The 19,670-nt window shown below is 60.2% G+C and carries 17 protein-coding genes and 3 pseudogenes; 9 read left to right on the forward strand and 11 right to left on the reverse strand.

The annotated features are described in order from the left end of the window. Window positions 1–130: 130 nt before the first annotated feature. Together ACX12D_RS37330 and ACX12D_RS37335 are read right to left on the reverse strand one after the other, a co-directional pair. Window positions 131–631 carry a ProQ/FinO family protein gene (locus tag ACX12D_RS37330; RefSeq protein ID WP_459376846.1) on the reverse strand — a complete coding sequence of 167 codons (501 nt, stop codon included), beginning with the start codon at window positions 629–631 and terminating at the stop codon, window positions 131–133. Between the two features lie 109 nt (window positions 632–740). Then, a pseudogene (locus ACX12D_RS37335) lies at window positions 741–1,609 on the reverse strand (tyrosine-type recombinase/integrase); the annotation flags it as partial. 171 nt (window positions 1,610–1,780) lie between these two features. On the opposite strand from ACX12D_RS37335, the gene ACX12D_RS37340 reads away from it, so the two are divergent. Together ACX12D_RS37340 and ACX12D_RS37345 are read left to right on the forward strand one after the other, a co-directional pair. Beyond that, on the forward strand, window positions 1,781–2,428 hold the full coding sequence (locus ACX12D_RS37340; RefSeq protein ID WP_459376847.1) for a hypothetical protein: 648 nt from the start codon (window positions 1,781–1,783) through the stop codon (window positions 2,426–2,428). Further along, window positions 2,409–2,891: a helix-turn-helix domain-containing protein gene (locus tag ACX12D_RS37345; RefSeq protein ID WP_459376848.1), complete on the forward strand. Its 483-nt coding sequence runs from the start codon at window positions 2,409–2,411 to the stop codon at window positions 2,889–2,891. The genes ACX12D_RS37340 and ACX12D_RS37345 overlap by 20 nt, the downstream gene beginning before the upstream one ends. A 5-nt stretch (window positions 2,892–2,896) precedes the next feature. On the opposite strand, the gene ACX12D_RS37350 is transcribed toward ACX12D_RS37345, so the two are convergent. Then, the gene (locus ACX12D_RS37350; RefSeq protein ID WP_459376849.1) at window positions 2,897–4,396 is read right to left on the reverse strand and encodes a sigma-54 interaction domain-containing protein; all 1,500 of its coding nucleotides are present in this window, start codon (window positions 4,394–4,396) and stop codon (window positions 2,897–2,899) included. A 253-nt stretch (window positions 4,397–4,649) separates the two neighbouring features. Between ACX12D_RS37350 and ACX12D_RS37355 the strand changes: the two genes are divergently transcribed. The 3 genes from ACX12D_RS37355 (at window position 4,650) to ACX12D_RS37365 (ending at window position 7,440) form a co-directional block, all read left to right on the forward strand. Then, window positions 4,650–6,041, forward strand: a complete 1,392-nt coding sequence (locus ACX12D_RS37355; protein WP_459376850.1) for a GntP family permease — start codon at window positions 4,650–4,652, stop codon at window positions 6,039–6,041. A gap of 64 nt (window positions 6,042–6,105) precedes the next feature. Then, the gene (locus ACX12D_RS37360) at window positions 6,106–6,882 is read left to right on the forward strand and encodes a 3-hydroxybutyrate dehydrogenase (RefSeq protein WP_459376851.1); all 777 of its coding nucleotides are present in this window, start codon (window positions 6,106–6,108) and stop codon (window positions 6,880–6,882) included. Window positions 6,883–7,023: 141 nt separating this feature from the next. Next, window positions 7,024–7,440 (forward strand): cupin domain-containing protein, encoded by a 417-nt coding sequence (locus tag ACX12D_RS37365; protein WP_459376852.1) that lies wholly within the window; start codon window positions 7,024–7,026, stop codon window positions 7,438–7,440. A 250-nt stretch (window positions 7,441–7,690) separates the two neighbouring features. Here ACX12D_RS37365 and ACX12D_RS37370 read toward each other — a convergent pair. Further along, window positions 7,691–7,941, reverse strand: a pseudogene (locus ACX12D_RS37370) (transposase domain-containing protein); the annotation flags it as partial. A gap of 128 nt (window positions 7,942–8,069) precedes the next feature. Here ACX12D_RS37370 and ACX12D_RS37375 point away from each other — a divergent pair. Then, window positions 8,070–9,200, forward strand: a complete 1,131-nt coding sequence (locus ACX12D_RS37375; RefSeq protein ID WP_459376853.1) for an IS110 family RNA-guided transposase — start codon at window positions 8,070–8,072, stop codon at window positions 9,198–9,200. A 292-nt stretch (window positions 9,201–9,492) separates the two neighbouring features. Here ACX12D_RS37375 and ACX12D_RS37380 read toward each other — a convergent pair whose 3' ends face one another. The 7 genes from ACX12D_RS37380 to ACX12D_RS37410 all read right to left on the reverse strand — a co-directional run bounded on the left by ACX12D_RS37380 (window position 9,493) and on the right by ACX12D_RS37410 (window position 15,267). Further along, the gene (locus tag ACX12D_RS37380; RefSeq protein WP_459377454.1) at window positions 9,493–9,648 is read right to left on the reverse strand and encodes a hypothetical protein; all 156 of its coding nucleotides are present in this window, start codon (window positions 9,646–9,648) and stop codon (window positions 9,493–9,495) included. A 29-nt stretch (window positions 9,649–9,677) separates the two neighbouring features. Next, entirely contained in the window at window positions 9,678–10,025 is a 348-nt protein-coding gene (gene tnpB, locus ACX12D_RS37385; protein WP_459376854.1) for an IS66 family insertion sequence element accessory protein TnpB, read from the reverse strand. Beyond that, window positions 10,022–10,432 (reverse strand): IS66-like element accessory protein TnpA, encoded by a 411-nt coding sequence (tnpA, locus tag ACX12D_RS37390; RefSeq protein WP_459377440.1) that lies wholly within the window; start codon window positions 10,430–10,432, stop codon window positions 10,022–10,024. Before tnpA ends, tnpB begins: the two co-directional genes overlap by 4 nt. Window positions 10,433–10,661: 229 nt before the next feature. Continuing rightward, window positions 10,662–11,612: an IS5 family transposase gene (locus ACX12D_RS37395; RefSeq protein ID WP_459376855.1), complete on the reverse strand. Its 951-nt coding sequence runs from the start codon at window positions 11,610–11,612 to the stop codon at window positions 10,662–10,664. 120 nt (window positions 11,613–11,732) lie between these two features. Beyond that, a complete protein-coding gene (locus tag ACX12D_RS37400) occupies window positions 11,733–12,701 on the reverse strand; it encodes a Bug family tripartite tricarboxylate transporter substrate binding protein (RefSeq protein WP_459376856.1) in 969 nt (322 codons plus the stop codon). Between the two features lie 61 nt (window positions 12,702–12,762). Then, window positions 12,763–14,268 carry an argininosuccinate lyase gene (gene argH, locus ACX12D_RS37405; RefSeq protein ID WP_459376857.1) on the reverse strand — a complete coding sequence of 502 codons (1,506 nt, stop codon included), beginning with the start codon at window positions 14,266–14,268 and terminating at the stop codon, window positions 12,763–12,765. Window positions 14,269–14,385: 117 nt separating this feature from the next. Then, window positions 14,386–15,267, reverse strand: a complete 882-nt coding sequence (locus tag ACX12D_RS37410) for a LysR family transcriptional regulator (protein WP_459376858.1) — start codon at window positions 15,265–15,267, stop codon at window positions 14,386–14,388. A 149-nt stretch (window positions 15,268–15,416) separates the two neighbouring features. On the opposite strand from ACX12D_RS37410, the gene ACX12D_RS37415 reads away from it, so the two are divergent. From ACX12D_RS37415 to ACX12D_RS37425, 3 genes and pseudogenes are all read left to right on the forward strand, one after another. Next, window positions 15,417–16,457 carry an asparaginase gene (locus ACX12D_RS37415; protein WP_459376859.1) on the forward strand — a complete coding sequence of 347 codons (1,041 nt, stop codon included), beginning with the start codon at window positions 15,417–15,419 and terminating at the stop codon, window positions 16,455–16,457. 485 nt (window positions 16,458–16,942) lie between these two features. After that, entirely contained in the window at window positions 16,943–18,082 is a 1,140-nt protein-coding gene (locus ACX12D_RS37420) for a porin (protein ID WP_459376860.1), read from the forward strand. 276 nt (window positions 18,083–18,358) lie between these two features. Further along, window positions 18,359–19,279 (forward strand): annotated as a pseudogene (locus ACX12D_RS37425) (IS5 family transposase); the annotation flags it as partial. Window positions 19,280–19,670 lie beyond the last annotated feature (391 nt).

A 19,670-nucleotide genomic window follows, 5' to 3' on the forward strand; every position in this document is an offset into this window, starting at 1 on the left:
GAACCAAGGAACTCCGCGAGCGGTCATTATCGCGGTGGCGCTTGCGAGCGCCAGGGATGCGATGCTCGGTCGCGTTTCGTCGACACGCGAACCCCGCGCCGACGGCACCCTCATCACAGACCAGATCAGATCAGTTGGGCTTCGGCGTGGTCGCGGGGCGAGATAACGCTCGCGCCGCACGTTGGGTTTGTAGTCCCTGCGCCCGCTTCGCGTCGGCCTGTGCAACGTGTCCCGCCTCCTGCCCCGCCAGATCCACGCGCGCGGCACCTTCCACCAGGCAGGTCCAGTAGCGGGTGCCGCGGCACCAGGTCCGGATTGCGTCGCGCAATACCGGCTCCATCAGGCCAAGTTCCTGCGCGTGCGGGACGAGATCCTCGAAGATGCCGACCTTGAGCGGTACCTTGGGCGCAGGACTGTTCGGAAAGGTTGCCGGGAAGTGTTTCTGCAACTTCACGATGGCCTGCAGCACCGGATCGACGGGCTTAACGGGCTCTTTCACGGCCTCATTCACGGGCTTAGCCGGGCGGGCCGAAGCCTTCGGGGGTGCGCGACGCGTCTTGGCCCATGACTCGGCCTTGGCCTGCTTCGCCAGTTGTTCCTTCAGTGCCGCCAGTTGTTCGAAGCCCATCATGCTCAGCCATTAAAAACTTGCTGCGATTGTAGCAATCCGTCGTGGTTTGCGTTGCCGCTCATGCCGCGGCGAAGCATTGGCTGAACGCTGACACCAAGACTGGCGCCGGTCACCCTTCACGCGTCCACCCGATCCGGTGGCGTTCCTGCGTGGCCTCATGCCGCGCATCATCCTCCGTATGCAGATAAGCGCTGGTCGTGGCGATGGAAGCATGCCCGAAATTGTCCCGCACGAACCGCAGGTCGACCTGCTGGTCGGTCATGTGCGACCCTGCGGTATGGTGCAGCCAGTGCGCCGACGCGCTGGCCAGCACCGCGGCCCGGCTTTCCCACTCGGGGCCGCGTGCGCGCAGGCGCGCGGCAGCCATCCCGAACACCTCCTTGAGCATCAGATGCAGCGCGCCGCGCGACAAGGGTTTCTCCTTGCCGAAGATCGGCAGCACGATCGGGCGCTCCTCACCGGGCGATGGCATCGGCGACAGGCCGTGAGCGCTGCGATAGCGCGCCAGTTCCACGATCAGTTCGTCGGTGGCCGGCACCAGCCGCGTCTTGTTGCCTTTGCCCGTCACCTCCAGCCACCAGCGCTCCAGGCCCTCCCGGTCGCGTCGGCAGAAAAACGCGCCCATGCGGGTCTCGGCCACCTCGGCCGCGCGCAGGCCGCCGAGATACAGCACCGTGACGAGCCAGCGGCAGCGCGCCGCGTGCAACCGCTCGCGCTCGGTAGCAGTGTTGTTCGCACCTGGCATCGCCTCGATGGTTTCCTTGACCTCCCGCCACATCTCGTGACTGAGGTAGCGCGTGACCCGCGGCTTGGACTGACCGCGCCGGCTGCGTGCCAGGGACAAGGGTTGCCGGCAAGGTAGCCGGCGTCCACTAGCCAGGCGAACAGCGTATTGAGGATCACCATCGCGTGCCGCGCGCTGGCCGGGGAGAGCGGGCCGGCGAACGGCCGCCAGTCAGGCGTAGAACGAAGCAATTCTGTCACTCCGGAATCTGCCTGGAACCCGCGCCGTATATAGAGGGCCGGCCGGTGAATTGACAGTATTGCTTGCACTCCCCGCGAAGCAAAGTCGTCAATTCGCATAAGTCCGGATTAATTTCGTCAATTGGCGTCCTAGACTTCGAATCCCGCTCGTAAGGCATTGATCTTATGGAAGATTCTCTGCACATAGTGGAGCCGGTTGCGCTCGTCCGCCCGCGCGGCGCGCACCGCTTCGAAGCCTTCAGTCCGAAGCTGAAGCGGCGGCTAACTTTTTACCGACGCTGTGCGTTCGACCAATGGGTCTTGATCGAATCCGATCCGGCAATCGGCCGCTTTTGTGAGCGTCCCGGGTTCATTCAGTTTCGCGGACGGCGATACCTTGCAGACTTCCTGGTCTCGTACTCCGATCGTCAGGAGTTGGTGCTCCTGCCGAATCCAGTTATCGATGAAGAAGCGAAGGAGGGCCTCGAGCTCAGCGCTGATGTGCTCAATGTCCGGCTGGTCGACGCGGCCGAACAGGCGGCATCACGCATCTGGATCGACAACTGGCAGCGCACGCTGCCAAGTATCGTAGCCACGCGAGGTCTCGTGTCGGTGTCACTGCTCGACGCGGTCGAGCGCTTTGTCGCCAGTCCAAAGCCGCTTCTAGCCATCGAGCGCGAGTTCTCGAAAGGTGACCCGGTGCTTGTGCGCGCCGCCATCTTCAATCTACTGCATACGGGTCGCGTGCGTGCTGAGGAATTACGAACCGACCCATTGTCGTGGATGACGAAGTTTGCGGTCGGGGAGGCCGGTCATGATTCGCCGCAAGCCTGAGTTTCAATCAATCGATTTGAGCGCGTGGCCAAGCATAGCGTGGACCGAGCTTGACGTCGAAGCGCGCGAGGTCACGAGGCTAAGAATAGAGGCCGTCGAGCGCTACGCGCGCGGCGAACGTGTAAAGGACATTGAGAAGGTAACCGGCGTCAACCGTCGACAAATCTATCGGTGGCTTGAGCGAGGCTTGGCGCCGCATCCTGACGGACGCATCTTTGGATTCCGCGCCTTGTTGGCGCACGTGCGCGTCAATGAGTACGTCCGCGTAAGTCCGGTCAATGGCCGATCCAGCGAAGACGGAAGTGGTAAAGCGGGCGCGTTCTCGCTTTTCTTAGAGCGCTTTCCCCTTTCTCGCGGATGCCTTTGCCGTGACGGTGATCCGGGCTCGCGCCTCCGCTTCCATAGGGCTTGCAAGGCGAAACGTGAATGGTCTTTTCTTGCGGGGCGTCGGAGCCTCGATTAGCATTTTCAAAACTCGGCACATGCGCGGCCTGGTAAACGGCCTGCACTCCTATGTCCGACCAGTTTCTTGTAAAAGGCAGCCCGGCTGATGCCAATGCTGGCGGCGGCGCGGGCTACATGGCCCGAACTGGCTGCCAGCGCTTGGAGTAGGTAGGTGGCTTCGAACTGGGCCATGGCATCGGCATAGTCTAGCTGCGGGGGCGCATGCATGGAGGCCTCGAGCGCTGTGGGGCGTGCCGGTATTGACGCCGGTCCTTGCACGCCTCGCACGCCAAGCAGGGGTGCCAGCATGTCGTCATCTACCTCGCCTGTATCGTGCATCATCATCAACCGCTCGAGGATGTTGCGCAACTGGCGCACGTTGCCGGGCCAATCATATTCGCCTAGCAGTTTCAGTGCTGCCTGCGTAAGCACAGGGGCGTCCCGCTCCGCTCGAGTGCAGATCTCTTCAAGCATTCCATAGGTCAGCGGCAGCAAGTCAGGCTGGCGCTCCCGAAGTGGCGGCAGGCATATCGGCAGAACATTGAGCCGGTAGTATAGGTCCGCGCGAAACTTGCCGGCTTCCACCAAGCCCGGCAGGTCGGCCGAGGTGGCGGCGATGATGCGCGCGTCGGAGCGGATGATGCGGTTCGAGCCGATGGGCTCGATCTCCTTCTCCTGCAGAGCCCTCAATAGTTTGCTTTGCAGCATGAGTGGCATGTCGCCGATCTCGTCCAGGAACAGTGTGCCCCCATCGGCGAGTTCGAATTTGCCCATACGGCCCTTGCGCTCGGCACCCGTGTAAGCGCCCGGCGCCGCGCCGAAGAACTCGACTTCCAGCAATGCCTCGGGAATGGCCGCCATGTTGAGGGTAACCAGCGGCCGCTCAGCGCGCGCCGAGGCCCCGTGAATGGCATGGGCCAGCAGTTCCTTGCCGGTGCCAGTCTCGCCCAGCAGCAACACCGGCGCATCGGCTTGTGCGGCACGGCGCGCCAGCCGTTTGACCTCCAGTGTGGCGGGGCAGTTGCCGACGAAGCTGGCGAAAGTGTACTTGGCCCGCCGCGTCTGTTCCAGCGTACGGCGCGTAGCCACCAACTCCTCCCGGACGCGGGTGTAATGCGTGAACAGCGGGGTGAGCGACTTGAGCTCGTCAAAGAGGGCAAAGCCAACCGCGCCGACGGTGTTGCCGTCGTTGTCCTTGATCGGCAGGCGCATCACGATCATCGGATCCTGCCGGGTTTCGAGGATATCGAGCAAGATCGGCTTGCCCGTTTCGACCACCTGACGCATCAAGCTGTTGGGAATGACCCGCTCGCACTCCAGACCGATAGCCGCCTGTGGATCCTCGAAGCCGAATCGTGCGGCATATCGCTTGTTGATCCATACCACGCGCGCGTGCGCGTCGACAACAAGCGTCCCCTCGCTGAAATTCTCGAAGGTCCGGAATAGCGATTCCATCGCGCGCCGTGCAACGGCATCGTAATTGCCAAGCATGTTGCTGTCTTCGGCCTCGCGCAGTCTGTTCATCTTTGATGTCTCCATATAGAGAAATATTCTCCCATAGTAGACAATGACTTGTCGATTTTTCTACATAGTGAGAATTCACATGCGGAGCAGTGGGGCGGAAGTGTCTAATAGAGCATGTATTGGCCTGGCACGATCGGTGCATTGATGCGGCACCCCCGCAGTGCGGTTCTACCCGCTCAGCGGAACGTGCGCGCGCGATTGGCCGACCCCGCCGTGACACGCGAAGCCCATAAAAAACTCTCGCGGAGACTTCATGTCATTTGTTGTTGTCGTTGCAGCCCTTGTGTTTCTGATGCTTGTTGCCTACCGCGGCTACAGCGTCATCCTGTTTGCTCCCATCGCCGCACTCGGCGCCGTGGTCTTTACTGATCCCTCCGCTGTCGCCCCAGCGTTCACTGGCATCTTCATGGAGAAGATGGTGGGCTTCGTGAAGCTGTATTTTCCGGTGTTCCTGCTCGGCGCGGTGTTTGGCAAGGTCATCGAGCTGTCCGGTTACTCACGCTCCATCGTCGCCGCCGCAATCCGCTATATCGGCAGCGCGCGCGCCAACGCCGTGATTGTTGCCGTGTGTGCCTTGCTGACCTATGGCGGGGTATCGCTCTTCGTGGTGGTGTTTGCCGTTTATCCTTTCGCGGCCGAACTCTATCGCCAGAGCAACATCCCCAAACGTCTGATGCCCGGTGCCATCGCGCTTGGCGCTTTCTCGTTCACAATGGATTCGCTACCTGGTACGCCGCAGATTCAGAATATTATTCCGACCACGTTCTTCAAGACCACCGCATGGGCCGCACCCGTGCTTGGAGTGGTGGGCGCGCTGTTCATCATCATCGTGGGCCTGGGCTACCTCGAATGGCGTCGGCGCGACGCATTCAAACGCGGTGAAGGCTATGGCATCTCGCTTCTGAATGAGCCGGAGCCGGTGCATACGCTGCATCTGCCGAATCCTTTGTTGGCAATTGCGCCGCTGGTGCTGGTAGGTGTGTCAAACTTTGCGCTGACCCGGATGATTCCCCAGTGGTACGGCGCGCAGAGCAGCGTCACGTTGCCGGGACTGGCCAAGCCAGTCACCATTCCGACTGCTACTGTGACCGCCATTTGGGCCGTGGAAGGGGCTCTGCTGCTGGGCATTGCGCTTGTGTTGCTGACGGCTTTCAGCGCTGTGCGCCAGCGCTTCGCCGAGGGCACGAAAACTGCCATCGGCGGCGCGCTATTGGCGGCGATGAATACTGCTTCGGAATATGGGTTCGGTGGCGTGATTGCCGCGCTGCCGGGTTTCCTGGTCGTGGGCGACGCCCTCAAGAGTATTCCCAATCCGCTGGTCAATGCCGCAGTTTCGGTGAGCTCATTGGCAGGTATTACTGGCTCGGCCTCGGGCGGTATGAGCATTGCGCTGGCGGCCATGGGCGATACATTCATCCATGGTGCCCAGGCGGTGGGTATTCCGCTTGACGTGTTGCATCGCGTAGTGTCTATGGCCAGCGGCGGCATGGACACGCTACCGCACAATGGCGCAGTGATCACGTTGCTGGCTGTGACCGGCCTGACGCACCGTGAGTCATATCGCGACATCTTTGCGGTCACTCTGATCAAGACGCTGGCTGTCTTCTTTGTCATTCTTGTCTTTTACCTGACCGGGCTGACTTGACCACGTCATGCATGTGCGAAGGCTACCGCGCGTGCAGTGCCGATCCTTTTGCTACAAGATTCCTATGACAACCCTGAACGGAAAGACTGCGCTCGTGACCGGCTCAACTAGCGGCATCGGCCTGGGCGTCGCGCAGGCGCTAGCCCAGGCAGGCGCCAATATCGCGCTCAATGGCTTTGGCGACACGAATGCTGCCCTCGCCGCCATCCAGGCAACCGGCGCGAAGGTAATCCATCATCCGGCCGACATGCGCAAACCGCAGGAAATCGCAGCCATGTTCGCCATGGTTCACGAGCACTTCGGCACAGTGGATATCCTGGTGAACAACGCCGGCATCCAGCACGTGTCACCCATCGAGACGTTTGACCCACAGAAATGGGATGACATCATCGCCATCAACCTGAGCTCGGGCTTCCATACGACCCGGCATGCTTTGCACGGCATGCGCGCGCGCAATTGGGGCCGGATCATCAATATTGCCTCGGTGCACGGTTTGGTGGGGTCTGCTGGCAAGGCGGCCTACGTGGCAGCCAAGCATGGGTTGGTGGGGTTGACGAAGGTTACTGCCTTGGAAACGGCGAAAACAGGTGTGACCTGCAACGCCATCTGCCCGGGCTTCGTACTGACGCCGTTGGTGCAGAAGCAGATTGACGACTTGGCCGCAAGGGAAGGGCTGTCTCCGGACGATGCCCGGGCCCGTCTGCTCGGTGAAAAGCAGCCGTCCGGCCGGTTCGTTACGCCCGAGGAGCTCGGGAACCTTGCACTGATGCTGTGCTCGCCGCTGGCGGCCGAGGTACGCGGCGCCACGTGGGCGGCCGACGGCGGGTGGACCGCTCAGTAAGCGTGCTCTTTCGCTACCAACCCCCGCAGACGGCTGTGCCAAAAGACCCATGATTCCGGCAATTTTGGTGCGGGGCACATGCAACCATTGCGCCATGCATCAACGCATTTTATAAACCAGCACTTTTGAATACTGCAAATCATGATCAGCCAGGAAAACCAGTTCTCTCACGTCAAACCAGGCGACACCGACTTCACCAGCGGTGGCTTGCGTGACTTCTTTGTCTACCGCGACCTTGGCATTGCAGAGGCAACCTGCGGCAAGGTCGTTGCCCATCTGGTACGTGCCAATAGCGCCCCCGAAGCCGGTACCGGCTGGCATGTCCATGGCGCCGACTTCCATATCGTCTTCATGCTGAAGGGCTGGGCAAAGTTCATGTACGAAGATAAGGAAACGCTGGTCGAGGCAGGGGACTGTGTGCATCAGCGACCTGGCATCCGCCATTTTCTGTTCGACTACTCGCCCGATATGGAGTACCTGGAAGTTGTGGGGCCGGCCGCATTTACCAGCGTGGGCGTGGAGGGCCCATGTGCCGTGCCGGCACCGGGAAGATGGTGACGCGCGCGTTATTCGTCGATTAGGGCGGCGGGCCCGCGGGCCTTAGGGACGGGTGTACATACTCTCGCCCATGTCAGGGATGCAGCAGCGGTCAGACAATAAACATCCGGCGGATGGCGCTGTCCCGCCCCATCAGAAAGCGCGCCCCACCAGAAAAGACTTACCGGACCCGCCGGCGAAAAGACGCACGAAAAGCCGAGTTCGCGTCGTCTGTTGGCGACGTTATTGCAGTCACCAGGGCACCGCAAGCCCCAACCCCACGGGCCATCGTCGTGCGGTCCAGCTTCACTCCCTGCCGGGCGTAAATCGCGGCTTGGCGGTACAGCGGTTGGTGATCAGCATATTTGCTGACCAGATCTTCCGGGTGGGAGGGGTTGCATCCGGGGCGGCTTCGGTTTCGGCCGCACCTTCTTCTGCCAGCAGATCTTCCAGTCGGGCCTCGAGCTGTTCGATCTGTCGGTCCAGCCTCTCGGACTTCTGGCCGAACTGCATCCGCCTTAGTCAGTATGACTCCCCTGGGGCAAAGAGGGCTGGCCCGCCGCGAGGAATCAAACGCGGGTTAGCATGACTGCCAGAGCCGCATGGTGTGGACAGTGCCACACCCGGCGATTTCCAGCGCGGAGGCCAGCATGGAACACGATAGCACTCTGTACGTGGGTCTTGACGTCCATAAGGACTCGATCACGGTCGCCTACGCACTCGGCGCGGGCGAGGTCGAACTGCTTGGCAAGATCGGTACCTCGAAGGCCGATATCGATCGCCTGTGCAAGCGCCTGCAGTCTAAAGCGAGCCGGATCCGCATCGTCTACGAGGCAGGCCCTTGCGGCTATGGCCTTTACCGGCAGCTTGCAGGGAAGGGATTCGAGTGCATGGTGTGCGCGCCGTCGCTGATCCCGAAGAAACCCGGCGAGCGCGTCAAGACCGATCGGCGCGACGCGGTCAAGCTCGTGCGATCGCTGCGCGCCGGCGACCTCTCGGCGGTGTACGTACCCAGTGTGGAGGACGAAGCGTTCCGGGATCTGTCACGCGCCTGGGTCAACGCCAAGGACGATCTGAAGCGCGCCCGGCAACGGCTGAAGGCCTTTCTGCTTTCACATGGGGTGCGCTACAGCGGCAGAGCCGACTGGGGACCGGCGCACCGGCGCTGGATCAGTACCTTTGCGTTCGACACCGTGTGGCAGCAACTTGCCTTTGACGAATATCGACGTGCCATCGAGGATCGGCTCGCGCAATGCAGCCGTCTCGAAGCGGCCTTGCGCGAAGCCGTGGTCAACTGGCGCTTCTATCCGGCCGTACTGGGCTTGCAGGCCATGCGTGGCCTGCAGTTCACCACGGCGATAGGCATGCTCGCCGAATTGGGCGATCTCTCGCGCTTTGTGCATCCGCGCCAACTGATGGCCTGGCTCGGGGTGACGCCCGCCGAACACTCATCGGGGGAAAAACGGCGCCAAGGCAGCATCACCAAGAACGGCAATAGCTATGCAAGAAAGCTGCTAATCGAAGCCGCCTGGAGTTACCGGCACCCGGCACGTGTGAGCCCCGAGATTCAGCGACGGCACGAAGGCATCCCGAATGCCATCGTTGACCGGTCCTGGGACGCCCAGGTTCGACTGTGCCGGCGCTATCGGAGACTTGCCACGCGCAGCAAGAACCCGAACATTGCGGTGGTTGCGGTGGCCCGCGAACTGAGCGGGTTCATCTGGGACATCAGCCGGCTCGCCATGTCGCTTGCCATACCGAACGCGGCGCAGACCACGTAACCCAACGCCAAGGTACCAACCTATCTGCCACCTACTGTGGAGCCAGTTTCCTGAAGGGCGACGTAGCCCGGCACACGAGCAACCCGCGACCAAGCTAGGCAACGGATTTCATCCGACTTGGGGCTTTAATAGCGGCAGGCTCATTGGGCGGACCTCTGTAATGCGGTAACCAACCCGCGGATATCAGCGTGATCCACCGTCGAGACTTACTGCTACGTCGCCCTCCAGGAAATTGGGGGAACAACATGCAACTGTGAAACTGAATCAAACCAATCTCGATTGACACGGGGAGTCATATCAGCTTGGAGAGCTGCAGATTGAGTTGCTCGATCTCCATGGAGCGGACCGCCAAGGCCCGTTCCATGAGTGCGATCGATTCCCGCTGTGCCAACACCAAGGCCTTCAGGGCCTCAATGTCGTCGGGGAGATCGCTGGGGTGGATTGGCATGCGCGCAGTTTACGCACATGCCGCATGGTTTACAACACCGACAGTGGAGGCCAGGTGCGTTCGGGCTGCTTCCGGTTAATCCCCTCAAGCAGCATCGACAACTGCGCTTGCGTCAGGTGGATCTTGCCGCTGTCGGCCTGTGGCCAGACGAAGCGTCCGCGCTCCAGGCGCTTCGAGAGCAAGCACAGCCCATCGCCTGTCGACCACAACACTTTGATGACGTTGCCTCGCCTGCCGCAGAAGACAAAGACATGGCCGGAGAATGGACTCTCCTGCAGAGTCGCCGCAACCTTCGCGGCCAGCCCATTGAATCCAGAGCGCATGTCGGTCACGCCTGCAGCGATCCAGATGCGTGTTCCCGCCGGCAGCCCGATCATGGCGTCAACCGGTCCAGTACCGTGCGCAACGTGGTCGCGTCGACCGCGCCTTCGATGCGAATCACCACTCGGCCTAAACGGATCTCGATGGCGCCATTCGAGGTCGTCGGCTCAAGAGCTGCAGCGGCTGGACTCATTGGAGTCGGAGCGGGTGGCGAGCCTGGTTGCTCAATGGTCACAGGCAACAACACCGCAGTTTCGTGCCGCTGCTCCGCTCGATAGCGCCGGCGCCACGTGAACAGCATGTTCGCGTTGATGCCGTGCTCGCGCGCCAGCTTCGATACCGAGATGCCCGGCTCACACGCAGCGGCGGCCAACCGCCGCTTGAATTCCTCACTATGATTCGGCCGGCCTTTGCGACTGCCAGCGACTGGCACTTCCTGTGACTGTGACAAAGTAGTCCCCATCAAATAGGTAATGGGAACCACTTTGGCGTCACTCTACTGAACAGTACAGACGGTGCTGGCGACCCGCTTACGCACATCGTTCTAAGGATCGCCTGAAAAACTCAGTTTCGTGACCTAGGCGTCTTATCGACACCATCGCGGTTTGGATCTCCGCGGCTCTCCGGCTGGTTGCGTCAGCGCAATCCCGTTCTCTACCCGGTTGGGAGGCCATTCGCCCCCTCAACCGGCGTCACACGCCGTACGCCAGCAGCGCTCTGCGAGCCATCCAGAGATTGCTTAGTGCAAACAGCGTCTTCAGTTGTGCCGTGTTCTTCGCCAGACCTCGGTAACGGACCTTGGCCATGCCGATCTGCTGTTTCAGCACCCGGAATGGATGTTCCACCTTCCCCCGGATCTTCGCTTTGATCGATTCGATCTCATTGAGCGTCGCTTGAGCACGATCGCTGAAATCGAGTCTGCGGCGCTTGCCGGGCAGCATGCTCACGTGCCACCTGGCCTCGGGCTGCTTGTGGACGCCAACGAAGCCGGCATCGCCAAAGACATCAGTTTCATTGCCGTGCAGCAAGCTGTGCGCTTGGCTGATCTCACTCACATGGGCAGCCGTGCCGATCACGGTGTGCACCAGTCCGGAATCCGCATCCACACCAATATGCGCCTTCATGCCGAAGTAATACTGCTTGCCCTTACGCGTGGAGTGCATCTCAGGATCACGCTCCCCACTGCTGTTCTTCGTCGAGGTCGGTGCACTGATCAATGTGGCATCGACCACCGTTCCCGCTTTCAACATCAGGCCCTTTCCCGCCAGCATCCCGTTCGCGACCGTCAATATCTGGGCGGCCAAGTCGTGCCGCTCCAGCAAGTGACGAAATCTCGAAATCGTGCTTTCGTCTGGCAACCGCGCCATGGCCCCGTCCAGGTCAGCGAACTCGCGATAGAGCGGCACATCATGAAGCGCTTCTTCCATGGCCGGATCTGACAGGCCGAACCACTGCTGCAGGAAGTGAACGCGCAACATCGTCCCAATCGGAAATGGTGGGCGTCCGGTCTTCTTCTTGGGGCAATGGGGTTCGATCAGGGCAACCAGGTCTGCCCAGGGGACCACCTGACTCATCTCATCCAAGAACTCGCGCTTACGCGTGCGCTTTGTCGACAGGTTCAATCCCAATTCCCCTTGCTTCATGGCAGCTTCCTCCTGACTATTGCAACGTAGAGGAAGCTTAAGGGGCGCCGCGCGAGGGGCTGGAATCTAAGTCCGCCCGGCGCGTCGGCCTTTATGTATCCAGCCGGGCGTGTGGCGCACCTAGTCGATGGTCGCTCCAGAATCTCTGATGACCTTCGCCCACTTTTCTGCGTCCTGCTGCATCAGCGCCCCGAATTGATCGGGCGTGGCGCTGACGGACGTCGCACCCTGCTGCAACAACTTGTCGCGAACCGCTTTGTCTTGCGCGATGCGTGCGATTTCAGTTGATAGCCTGCTGACCACGGCGCGCGGTAGGCCGCGCGGTCCCATCACTCCAAATCGCACATCTGCCTCATATCCGGCAATGCCCGCTTCCATCATGGTCGGCACTTCCGGCAGGGCGGGAGAGCGAGTGGCGCTTGTCACCGCGAGCGCTCGCAAGCGCCCCGCCTTGATATGGGGCAATGAGCCGGGTAGGTTATCGAACATCAGCTGTACCTGATTGGCTAGCAGGTCGGCCATGGCGGGGCCGCTTCCTTTGTACGGCACGTGGACGATCTGCACGCCTGCCATTGTTTTGAACAACTCGCCCGACAAATGGTTGGTTGTGCCATTCCCGGCCGAACCCATGTTGAGGGCGTCAGGATGCTGCTTGGCATACTGCACGAGCTCCTTAACCGACTTTGCCTGCACCTTCGGATTTACTACCAGGATGTTTGGCACGCTGGCGAACAATGCCACAGGCGTGAAGTCCTTCTGCGCGTCGAAGGGCAGATGCTTATACAGCGTGGTGTTGATCGACTGAGTCGCAAGTGAGCCGAATAGCAGCGTGTAGCCATCGGCGGGTGACTTGGCAACAATATCGGCGCCGATGATGCCCCCGGCGCCCGGCCGGTTGTCCACCACGACCTGTTTGCCGAGTGCCTCGGACAGGCGCGTCGCCAGGATGCGCCCCAGCATGTCAGTGGTGCCGCCAGGCGGGAACGGTACCACGAGCCGAATCGGCTTTTCCGGAAAGGATGCGGCCGCCGCCACAGCGGTGCCCAGCGAGAAACATGCTGCAGCCAGCATGCGCACAAACGGTTTCATAACGAAGTGTCTCCATCGGTCATTGGAAGGCGATTGGCTCGCCCGGTGGGGCGCCAAGCTCTTATGGCTGTGCGGCAAGCTCGCACACGGCGCGCCTGAGCGAGGCCCGCGCCGTGGCGACGTGCTGCCGCAGACTCTCGACATCGTCACGCAAGACGCTCAGCGACTCCTCCTGTGCGGCAATGTTCTCGCGCACCCGCGCGGGCGACGGTCCGCCAATGGCTTTGCGGGCGACTACGGCCTGCACCGGGTCGAGGCAGCGCGCAACCGTACTGGCGTCCAGCCCGATCCTCCGGCCTGCATGCTGCAGCGCTGCGGCGTCCACCATCTCGGTACTGATTTCGCAGGCGGGCAAATGCTTGTCCAGCGCGTTCCGCACCACCGCGCCGACAATATGGTGGGCCTGCCGGAACGACGCACCGGCATCCCGGACGAGAGCGTCCGCGAGGTCTGTTGCAGCCGAGAAGTCCCGGCTTGCACGGTCGAGCATATGATCGTGCAGCGGGATTGCGTGCTCGAGCACGAGGCGCAGCAGTTTGATACAGCTTAGCGATTCCTGGGCCGATTCCCAGAAGCTCCGCATGCTCTCGCGATTGCCGTCGACCGTGTGCGTGAAATGGCTGCCCTTGACCGCTGCTAGCGATGCCGTCAACAGGCCCAGCAGGTGACTTCCCTTACCCTTGATGTGCTCCAGTACAACCGGGTTCTTCTTCTGGGGCATGATGCTGGACGTGGCCGCGATGCTGTCGGGAAAATCGATCAACCCAAACTCCGGTGTGGCCCATACGTAGAAGTCCTGCGCGACGCGGCCCCACGTGACCGCCCCAATCGTCATCGCGGACTGAATCTCCCATGCGAAGTCGCGGGAAGCCACGGCATCCAGCGCATTCCCGACGCATTTGGAGAAGCCGAGCCAGCGCGCCGTGGACGTCGGGTCGATCGGAAACGACGTTCCCGCAAGTGCGCCGGCGCCCATCGGGCACGCATCGAGTCCGGCCAGCGCCTGGAACAAGCGTGTGATGTCGCGGCCCAGCGCTTCAGCCACGCCAGCAAGGTAGTAGCCATAGGTTATCGGCTGTGCGGCCTGCAGGTGTGTATACCCTGGCATCACCGTGTCGGTATGCTCGGCCGCCTTGGCAAGTGCCACGGCGCGCGCGGCAAGCAGGGAGTACAGCAGGGAAAGTGTGGTATCTCGCGCACGCAGACGGTCGAGCGTGGCTGCGATGTCGTTTCGGCTGCGCGCCAAATGCAATCTGCCGCCGATTTCGGCACCCGCCACTTCCATCAGGCGTGCCTCATAGTTGAAGTAGGCATCCTCGCGTGCAGGATCTAGTGTTACGGCTTGTGGACCTTCCGCTTCGATCTGCAGGAGTGCTCTTGCCAGGGCGGATGCCATCGGTGTCGGCATCAGGTCTGTCTCGTGCAGCATCAGCAGGTGAGCCTGGTTGATCTCTGTGAGATAAGAAAAGCCGCTCTCGAATTCACGGAGCAGTCGGGGCATGTAGACGTGCTCGCAAACTTCGGGAGCGATCGGTTGCGTCAGACGCTTGCTGACTTTCGATTCCATACTGGTCATCCTCTCTAGAGCGTTGACCCCAGTATGAAAATCCGATGGCAGATCGTCAAATCATGATTTTTCCCACTTCCATACGGATTTGATATGACCAGGAAACTCGATGAACGCCTAGCGCTGCGATGCAGCGATTTCCCGCAGACAATCCAAGAACACCTTTGCCATTGCCGGTTCAGGACGCTGTTGCGCGTGCAGCACATAGCTGGGAAAGGCGATGGCTGGTTCGAACGGAATCGCTTTCACGCCCGGCAATCGAAGGTTGCGCACGACTAGCGGGTTCACCACGCTGACGCCCAGGCCCATGCCCACCATCGTGCAGATCGTCGCCGCGTAAGGCATCTCGAGCGTGAGCTTGCGGCCATCCGGGTCGAATGTCGCGTCGATCGCGGCGCGCGTGCCGTCGCCATACGGAAGTGAGATAAAAGTCTCTCCTACCAGGTCGCGAGCTAAGATTCGCCGCTTCTTCGCCAGCCGGTGCTGGGTGGGTACCACGCAGACGCCATTCTCGTTACGCCACAGACTGGCCCGTACGCCAGGCGTCTCGACCATATACGAAACCAACCCGACATCACAGAACCCCGTTGCCGCCCAGTTCGCTACCGTGGGCGAAGTGCCGATATGCACTGTGACTGGCACATCTCCATGGCGCTCTCTGAATGCCAGGATGCCTTGCGGGATGATGCTCATGGCGATAGACGGCACGGCTCCAATGCGAAGTGCGCCGGCACCGAGCTGGCGGATGGATCGGGCTGCATCGCGCAATGTGTCGAGCCCCACGAACGCGCGCTCCACCTCCTTGAAGAGCGCTTCGGCTTCGTTGGTTGGCGCCAACCGGCCTCCGAGGCGCTCGAACAGATGAAAGCCGGTTTCCCGCTCCAGTTGGGATATGACGCGGCTGATATTGGGCTGTGATGTGTGGAGTTGCGCGGCGGCGGTCGTCATTGACCGCGTCAGCATGACCGCACGAAAGGTCTCGATCTGCTTGAAGTTCACTGTTCAGCTCTGGGTGTCTGTCTCGGCGATTGTATATCAAATCCGTATGGGCAAGGCCAAACTCGTTATTTGACGATCTGTCACTGCATTTTCATACTGGATCTCAGAACTCGTGGCAAACACCCACCCATCTAATTGGAGATGATTCAATGAACCTTCAGAAAAACATCCTCGCGCTTCTTGCCATCAGCACCTTCGTGACCGGTATGGCTCGTGCAGATGAAGCAAGACCGGGTGTGGTCATATATGCAACAGGGGGCACAATCGCGGGCGCGGCAAAGAGCAGTACCGATACGACGACGTATCAGGTGGCGACGATGGGGGTGCAGTCGTTGATCGACGCCGTTCCGGAAATGAAGGACGTTGCCACGGTGACCGCGGAACAAATCGCCAATGTGAACAGCGACGACATTAACCAGGAGATCCTGTTGCGCCTGGCGCAGGCGGTCAACAAACGCCTGGCCGACCCCGCAGTGCATGGTGTGGTGGTGACGCACGGTACCGATACGCTGGAAGAAACCGCATTTTTTCTGGATCTGACCACCGCCGGCCCGAAACCGGTTGTCATCGTTGGCGCGATGCGGCCTGCCACCGCCATCAGCGCGGACGGTCCGATGAATCTGCTGCAGGCGGTGACACTCGCCGCCGACAAAGATGCAGAGAACCGGGGCGCGATGGTAGTACTGAACGACAGGATCGGGTCGGCATTCTATACGTCCAAGTCTCACACTACATCTGTAGATACGTTTCGAGCGGCGGAGCAGGGGTATCTGGGCATGTTCATCGGCACGCAGCCTCGCTTCTACTTCTCGCCGGCTACGCCAAAGGGTAAGCCGACCTTCAATGTGGAAGGGATGAGGTCATTCCCAAGGGTTTCTGTCATCTATATGCACGAGGATCAGGACACCGAGCAGATAGATGCGGCCCTCCGTGCAGGGGCAAAAGGGCTTGTGATTGCGGGCAGCGGCAACGGCGGGCTTCCGCTCAGTGTCAAGAAACGGGTGCTGGAACTCACTGAAAAGGGTTTTCCTGTGGTGCGGTCATCGCGCACTGGCAGCGGCTTTTCGACCAAGAAGGTGGAAGGCATCGGTTCCAGCACCTTGAATCCGCAAAAGGCTCGCATCCTGTTGATGCTGGCGCTGTCCCAAGGCGCCGACCTGACGACGATCCGGAAGTACTTCAACGAGTGATATGAGTTTTGCCTCCGCACGTTGGAATAGAGTTGTCGGGGCGCTAGGCGGCGAATTCAATCCAACTGCCGTTCACGCATTCTCGTCGGATTGGGCTACTTACCCGAAAGCCAGAGGGCACCGGGGCACATGAAATACCGTCGAGCGCCACTTCGCGCGCGAAGCTGGTCGTGAGGCTTATTAAACCGCTTTGATCGCTCATTTTGGCATATCAACTAGTTGATCGCTTGGCGCTTGTGCAACGGGATCGGCTGCATCCGTATGGGAGGCAGGTGCCGACTGAACGCACGGACCCGCTTGTCTGTTTCATGTGCACATATTTTGTGAGTCAAACGAAGTGTAGGGCTCTACCCTCGTTCCGGGCGAAACACCAGCAGTAGTTCTTCCATGTCGCCTCATTCCAAGACGTAAGTGAAGACGGCAAAAAACACCACCAAGTGGCACATATAAATCCCGAAGAATTTCACCAGGAATAGGAGTCGAGGATGATTTTGACGCATGGAACCAAACGTCAGAAAATAATGTCAGTGTTGTGCGCAGTGCTTGCATGCGGCACCGCGCAGGCTCAATCAAGTGTGACGCTATACGGTGTGGCCGATGCGAACTTGGAGTATGCAAATCATTTCTCAACCGTAACTCCATCTGCTACGAATGGATTCCGAACGGGTTCTGGCGCCAAGCTGTTTCGCCTGAACTCTGGTGGCCTGTCAGGTTCGCGCTTTGGCTTGCGCGGAACTGAAGAACTGGGTGGTGGTCTCAGCGCCCTCTATGTTCTAGAGGGGGGAATAGCGCTTGATACCGGCTCTAGCCTGAATGGTGGGCGCCTTTTTGGTCGCCAGGCATTTGTCGGCCTTAATAGCAAGACCATTGGCTCCGTCACCTTTGGTCGCCAGTACACAAGCTTCTTTGACGCGCTGGCGAATTTTTCGCCGACTGGCTTCGCATCGCAATACGAGCCGAGCGTGGTTGAGGTCGGCGCGGACTATCGCTCCGACAATATGGCGAAGTACACTGGCGTGTTCGGCCCCTTGACTGCCATCGCCCATTGGGCGTTTGGTAATGGCGTTGCCGGGAATGGCGAAGTTCCCGGTCAGTTCCGTCGCGACTCCGGCTTCGGCTCATCCGTAACCTACGCATCTGGCCCCTTTGCCGCAATGGCCGGCTATAACCAGTACAGCCCGACACTGGCCGCGGCAGGGGATATCGGCTCCTTCAAGAGAGCCGCCGCCGCCGCAAGCTATACCTTTGGCACGCAGGCGAAGCTGATGGCCGGCTATCGGTGGGGGCGAAACAAGGGTTCCGATGGTTCCACAATTCTACGTGATGATTTTTACTGGGCGGGCGCCAACTATCATTTAAATCAGGGAATTGATCTGACGCTCGCCTACTACTACGACGACATCAAGAAGTTTGGCAACATAAATATGAAGAATCCATGGCAGATCTCGTTTATTGCCGACTATAGTCTTTCGAAACGCACCGATGTCTATCTGACCACGGCATATAGCAAGAATGCTGGTCTGAACTTTGATACGTCAGCGAACAGCTTTGCGAGTGGATACTTCTTGGGCAGCGGCCAAAGCTCGATGCTCGGCGCGGCTGTTGGTATTCGCCACAAGTTTTAAGAGATGGTATGGACGCATCCCTCCCGGGCGCCAAGTGACGTCGTGAGGGATGCTGCTCTCCACAAACGGGAGGGGCACTGGGCTTGCCAACAAAAGCGCTGGACATGGCACTCATCGAGGCAGGCGAGCAGCGACGCCATTGCGAAGTGTTCCGCTACTGTCGCTCCTGCATGACACGCGGCTACCACTGTCTCTTGCATCAAATGGCGAGCGCGATTCGATGTCCTGCGCATCGTTGCCCAATGGAGTCGGCATGTCCACGGTGCGGGTATGAGACTCGCGCCTGAGAAGTTGTTGCGGGCCACGCTGCTGCAGGTGCTCTACAGCGTTCGCTCCGAACGTCAGCTCATGGAGCAGACGCACTACAACTTGCTGTTTCGCTGGTTCATTGGCCTGGCAATGGACGATGCAGTCTGGGTGCCCAGCGTATTCACCAAGAACCGCGAACGCCTGATCAAGCACGATGCTGTGATCGAATTCTTCAACGAAGTACTGTCCATCGCGCAAAAGAAGGATTGGCTTTCCGGCGAACACTTCAGCGTGGACGGCACACTCATTCAGGCTTGGGCTGGCCACAAGAGCTTTGTACGCAACGACGGCGAGGACGAGACAACGATGGTGGCAACTTCAAAGGTCGCAAGCGTAGCAACGAAACGCACCAGTACAAGACCGACCCCGATGCCCGGCTCTACCGTAAAGGCAAAACCGCCAGTGAGTTGCGCTACATGGGCCATACCTTGAGCGACAACCGCCACGGCCTGGTGGTCAGCGCGCTGGTGACAAGTGCCGACGGGCATGCAGAGCGCGAAGCCGCCAAGGTCATGGTCAACGACGCCCGGGCAGGTGGTCGACGATGCGAACGTGGAAGTCACCGTGGGTGCGGACAAGGGGTATGACGCGGCCGAGTTCATTGAGGCTTGCCTTGAGATGAGGGTCACGCCCCACGTGGCGCAAAACACCTCCGGGCGACGCTCGCCGGTACCGGATGAGATCGCCTGCAGCGGGGGGTATGCCATTTCGCAGCAAAAGCGCAAGCTGATCGAACAAGGCTTTGGCTGGGCCAAGACCGTGGGGCACATGCGTCAGGTGATGGTGCGCGGACTGAAGAAAGTTGACCAGATGTTTGTGTTGAGCATGGCCGCGTACAACTTGGTGCGCATGCGCTCGCTGGGACAAATCCGTCCGCAGTTGCAGTAATCGCGGTAATGAGCCCAGAAACGGCCGCCAAATCATCAAAAAATCGATGAAATGACGCGCAGCTTCCGGATTGTGAAAAATAGGCGGCACCTCAACCATAGAGCGGGAAGTCTTGCAGCTTGTGCGGTGAGTACTTCAGCAGCCTGCTAATGTTGTCAAAGTACATCCACCCCCCGTTTACCCTGATGAGCACAGAGCGCCTTGTGCAACCCCTCATTAAGTAAGCTGTGGCACGCGCGGCCGGGGGAGGTTGCAACCACCTCGGGGTTGACAGCGGCCCCTCTCGGCCGCTTTGCCTGTCGTGCTACGCCTTGGCGGACACTCGCCATCAGCACCCCGAAAGCTCCGTTGTGAAGATACCCTTCCGCTTGATTGCGTTAGAAGCATGTGT

It is taken from the genome of Cupriavidus sp. PET2-C1, assembly GCF_054515855.1.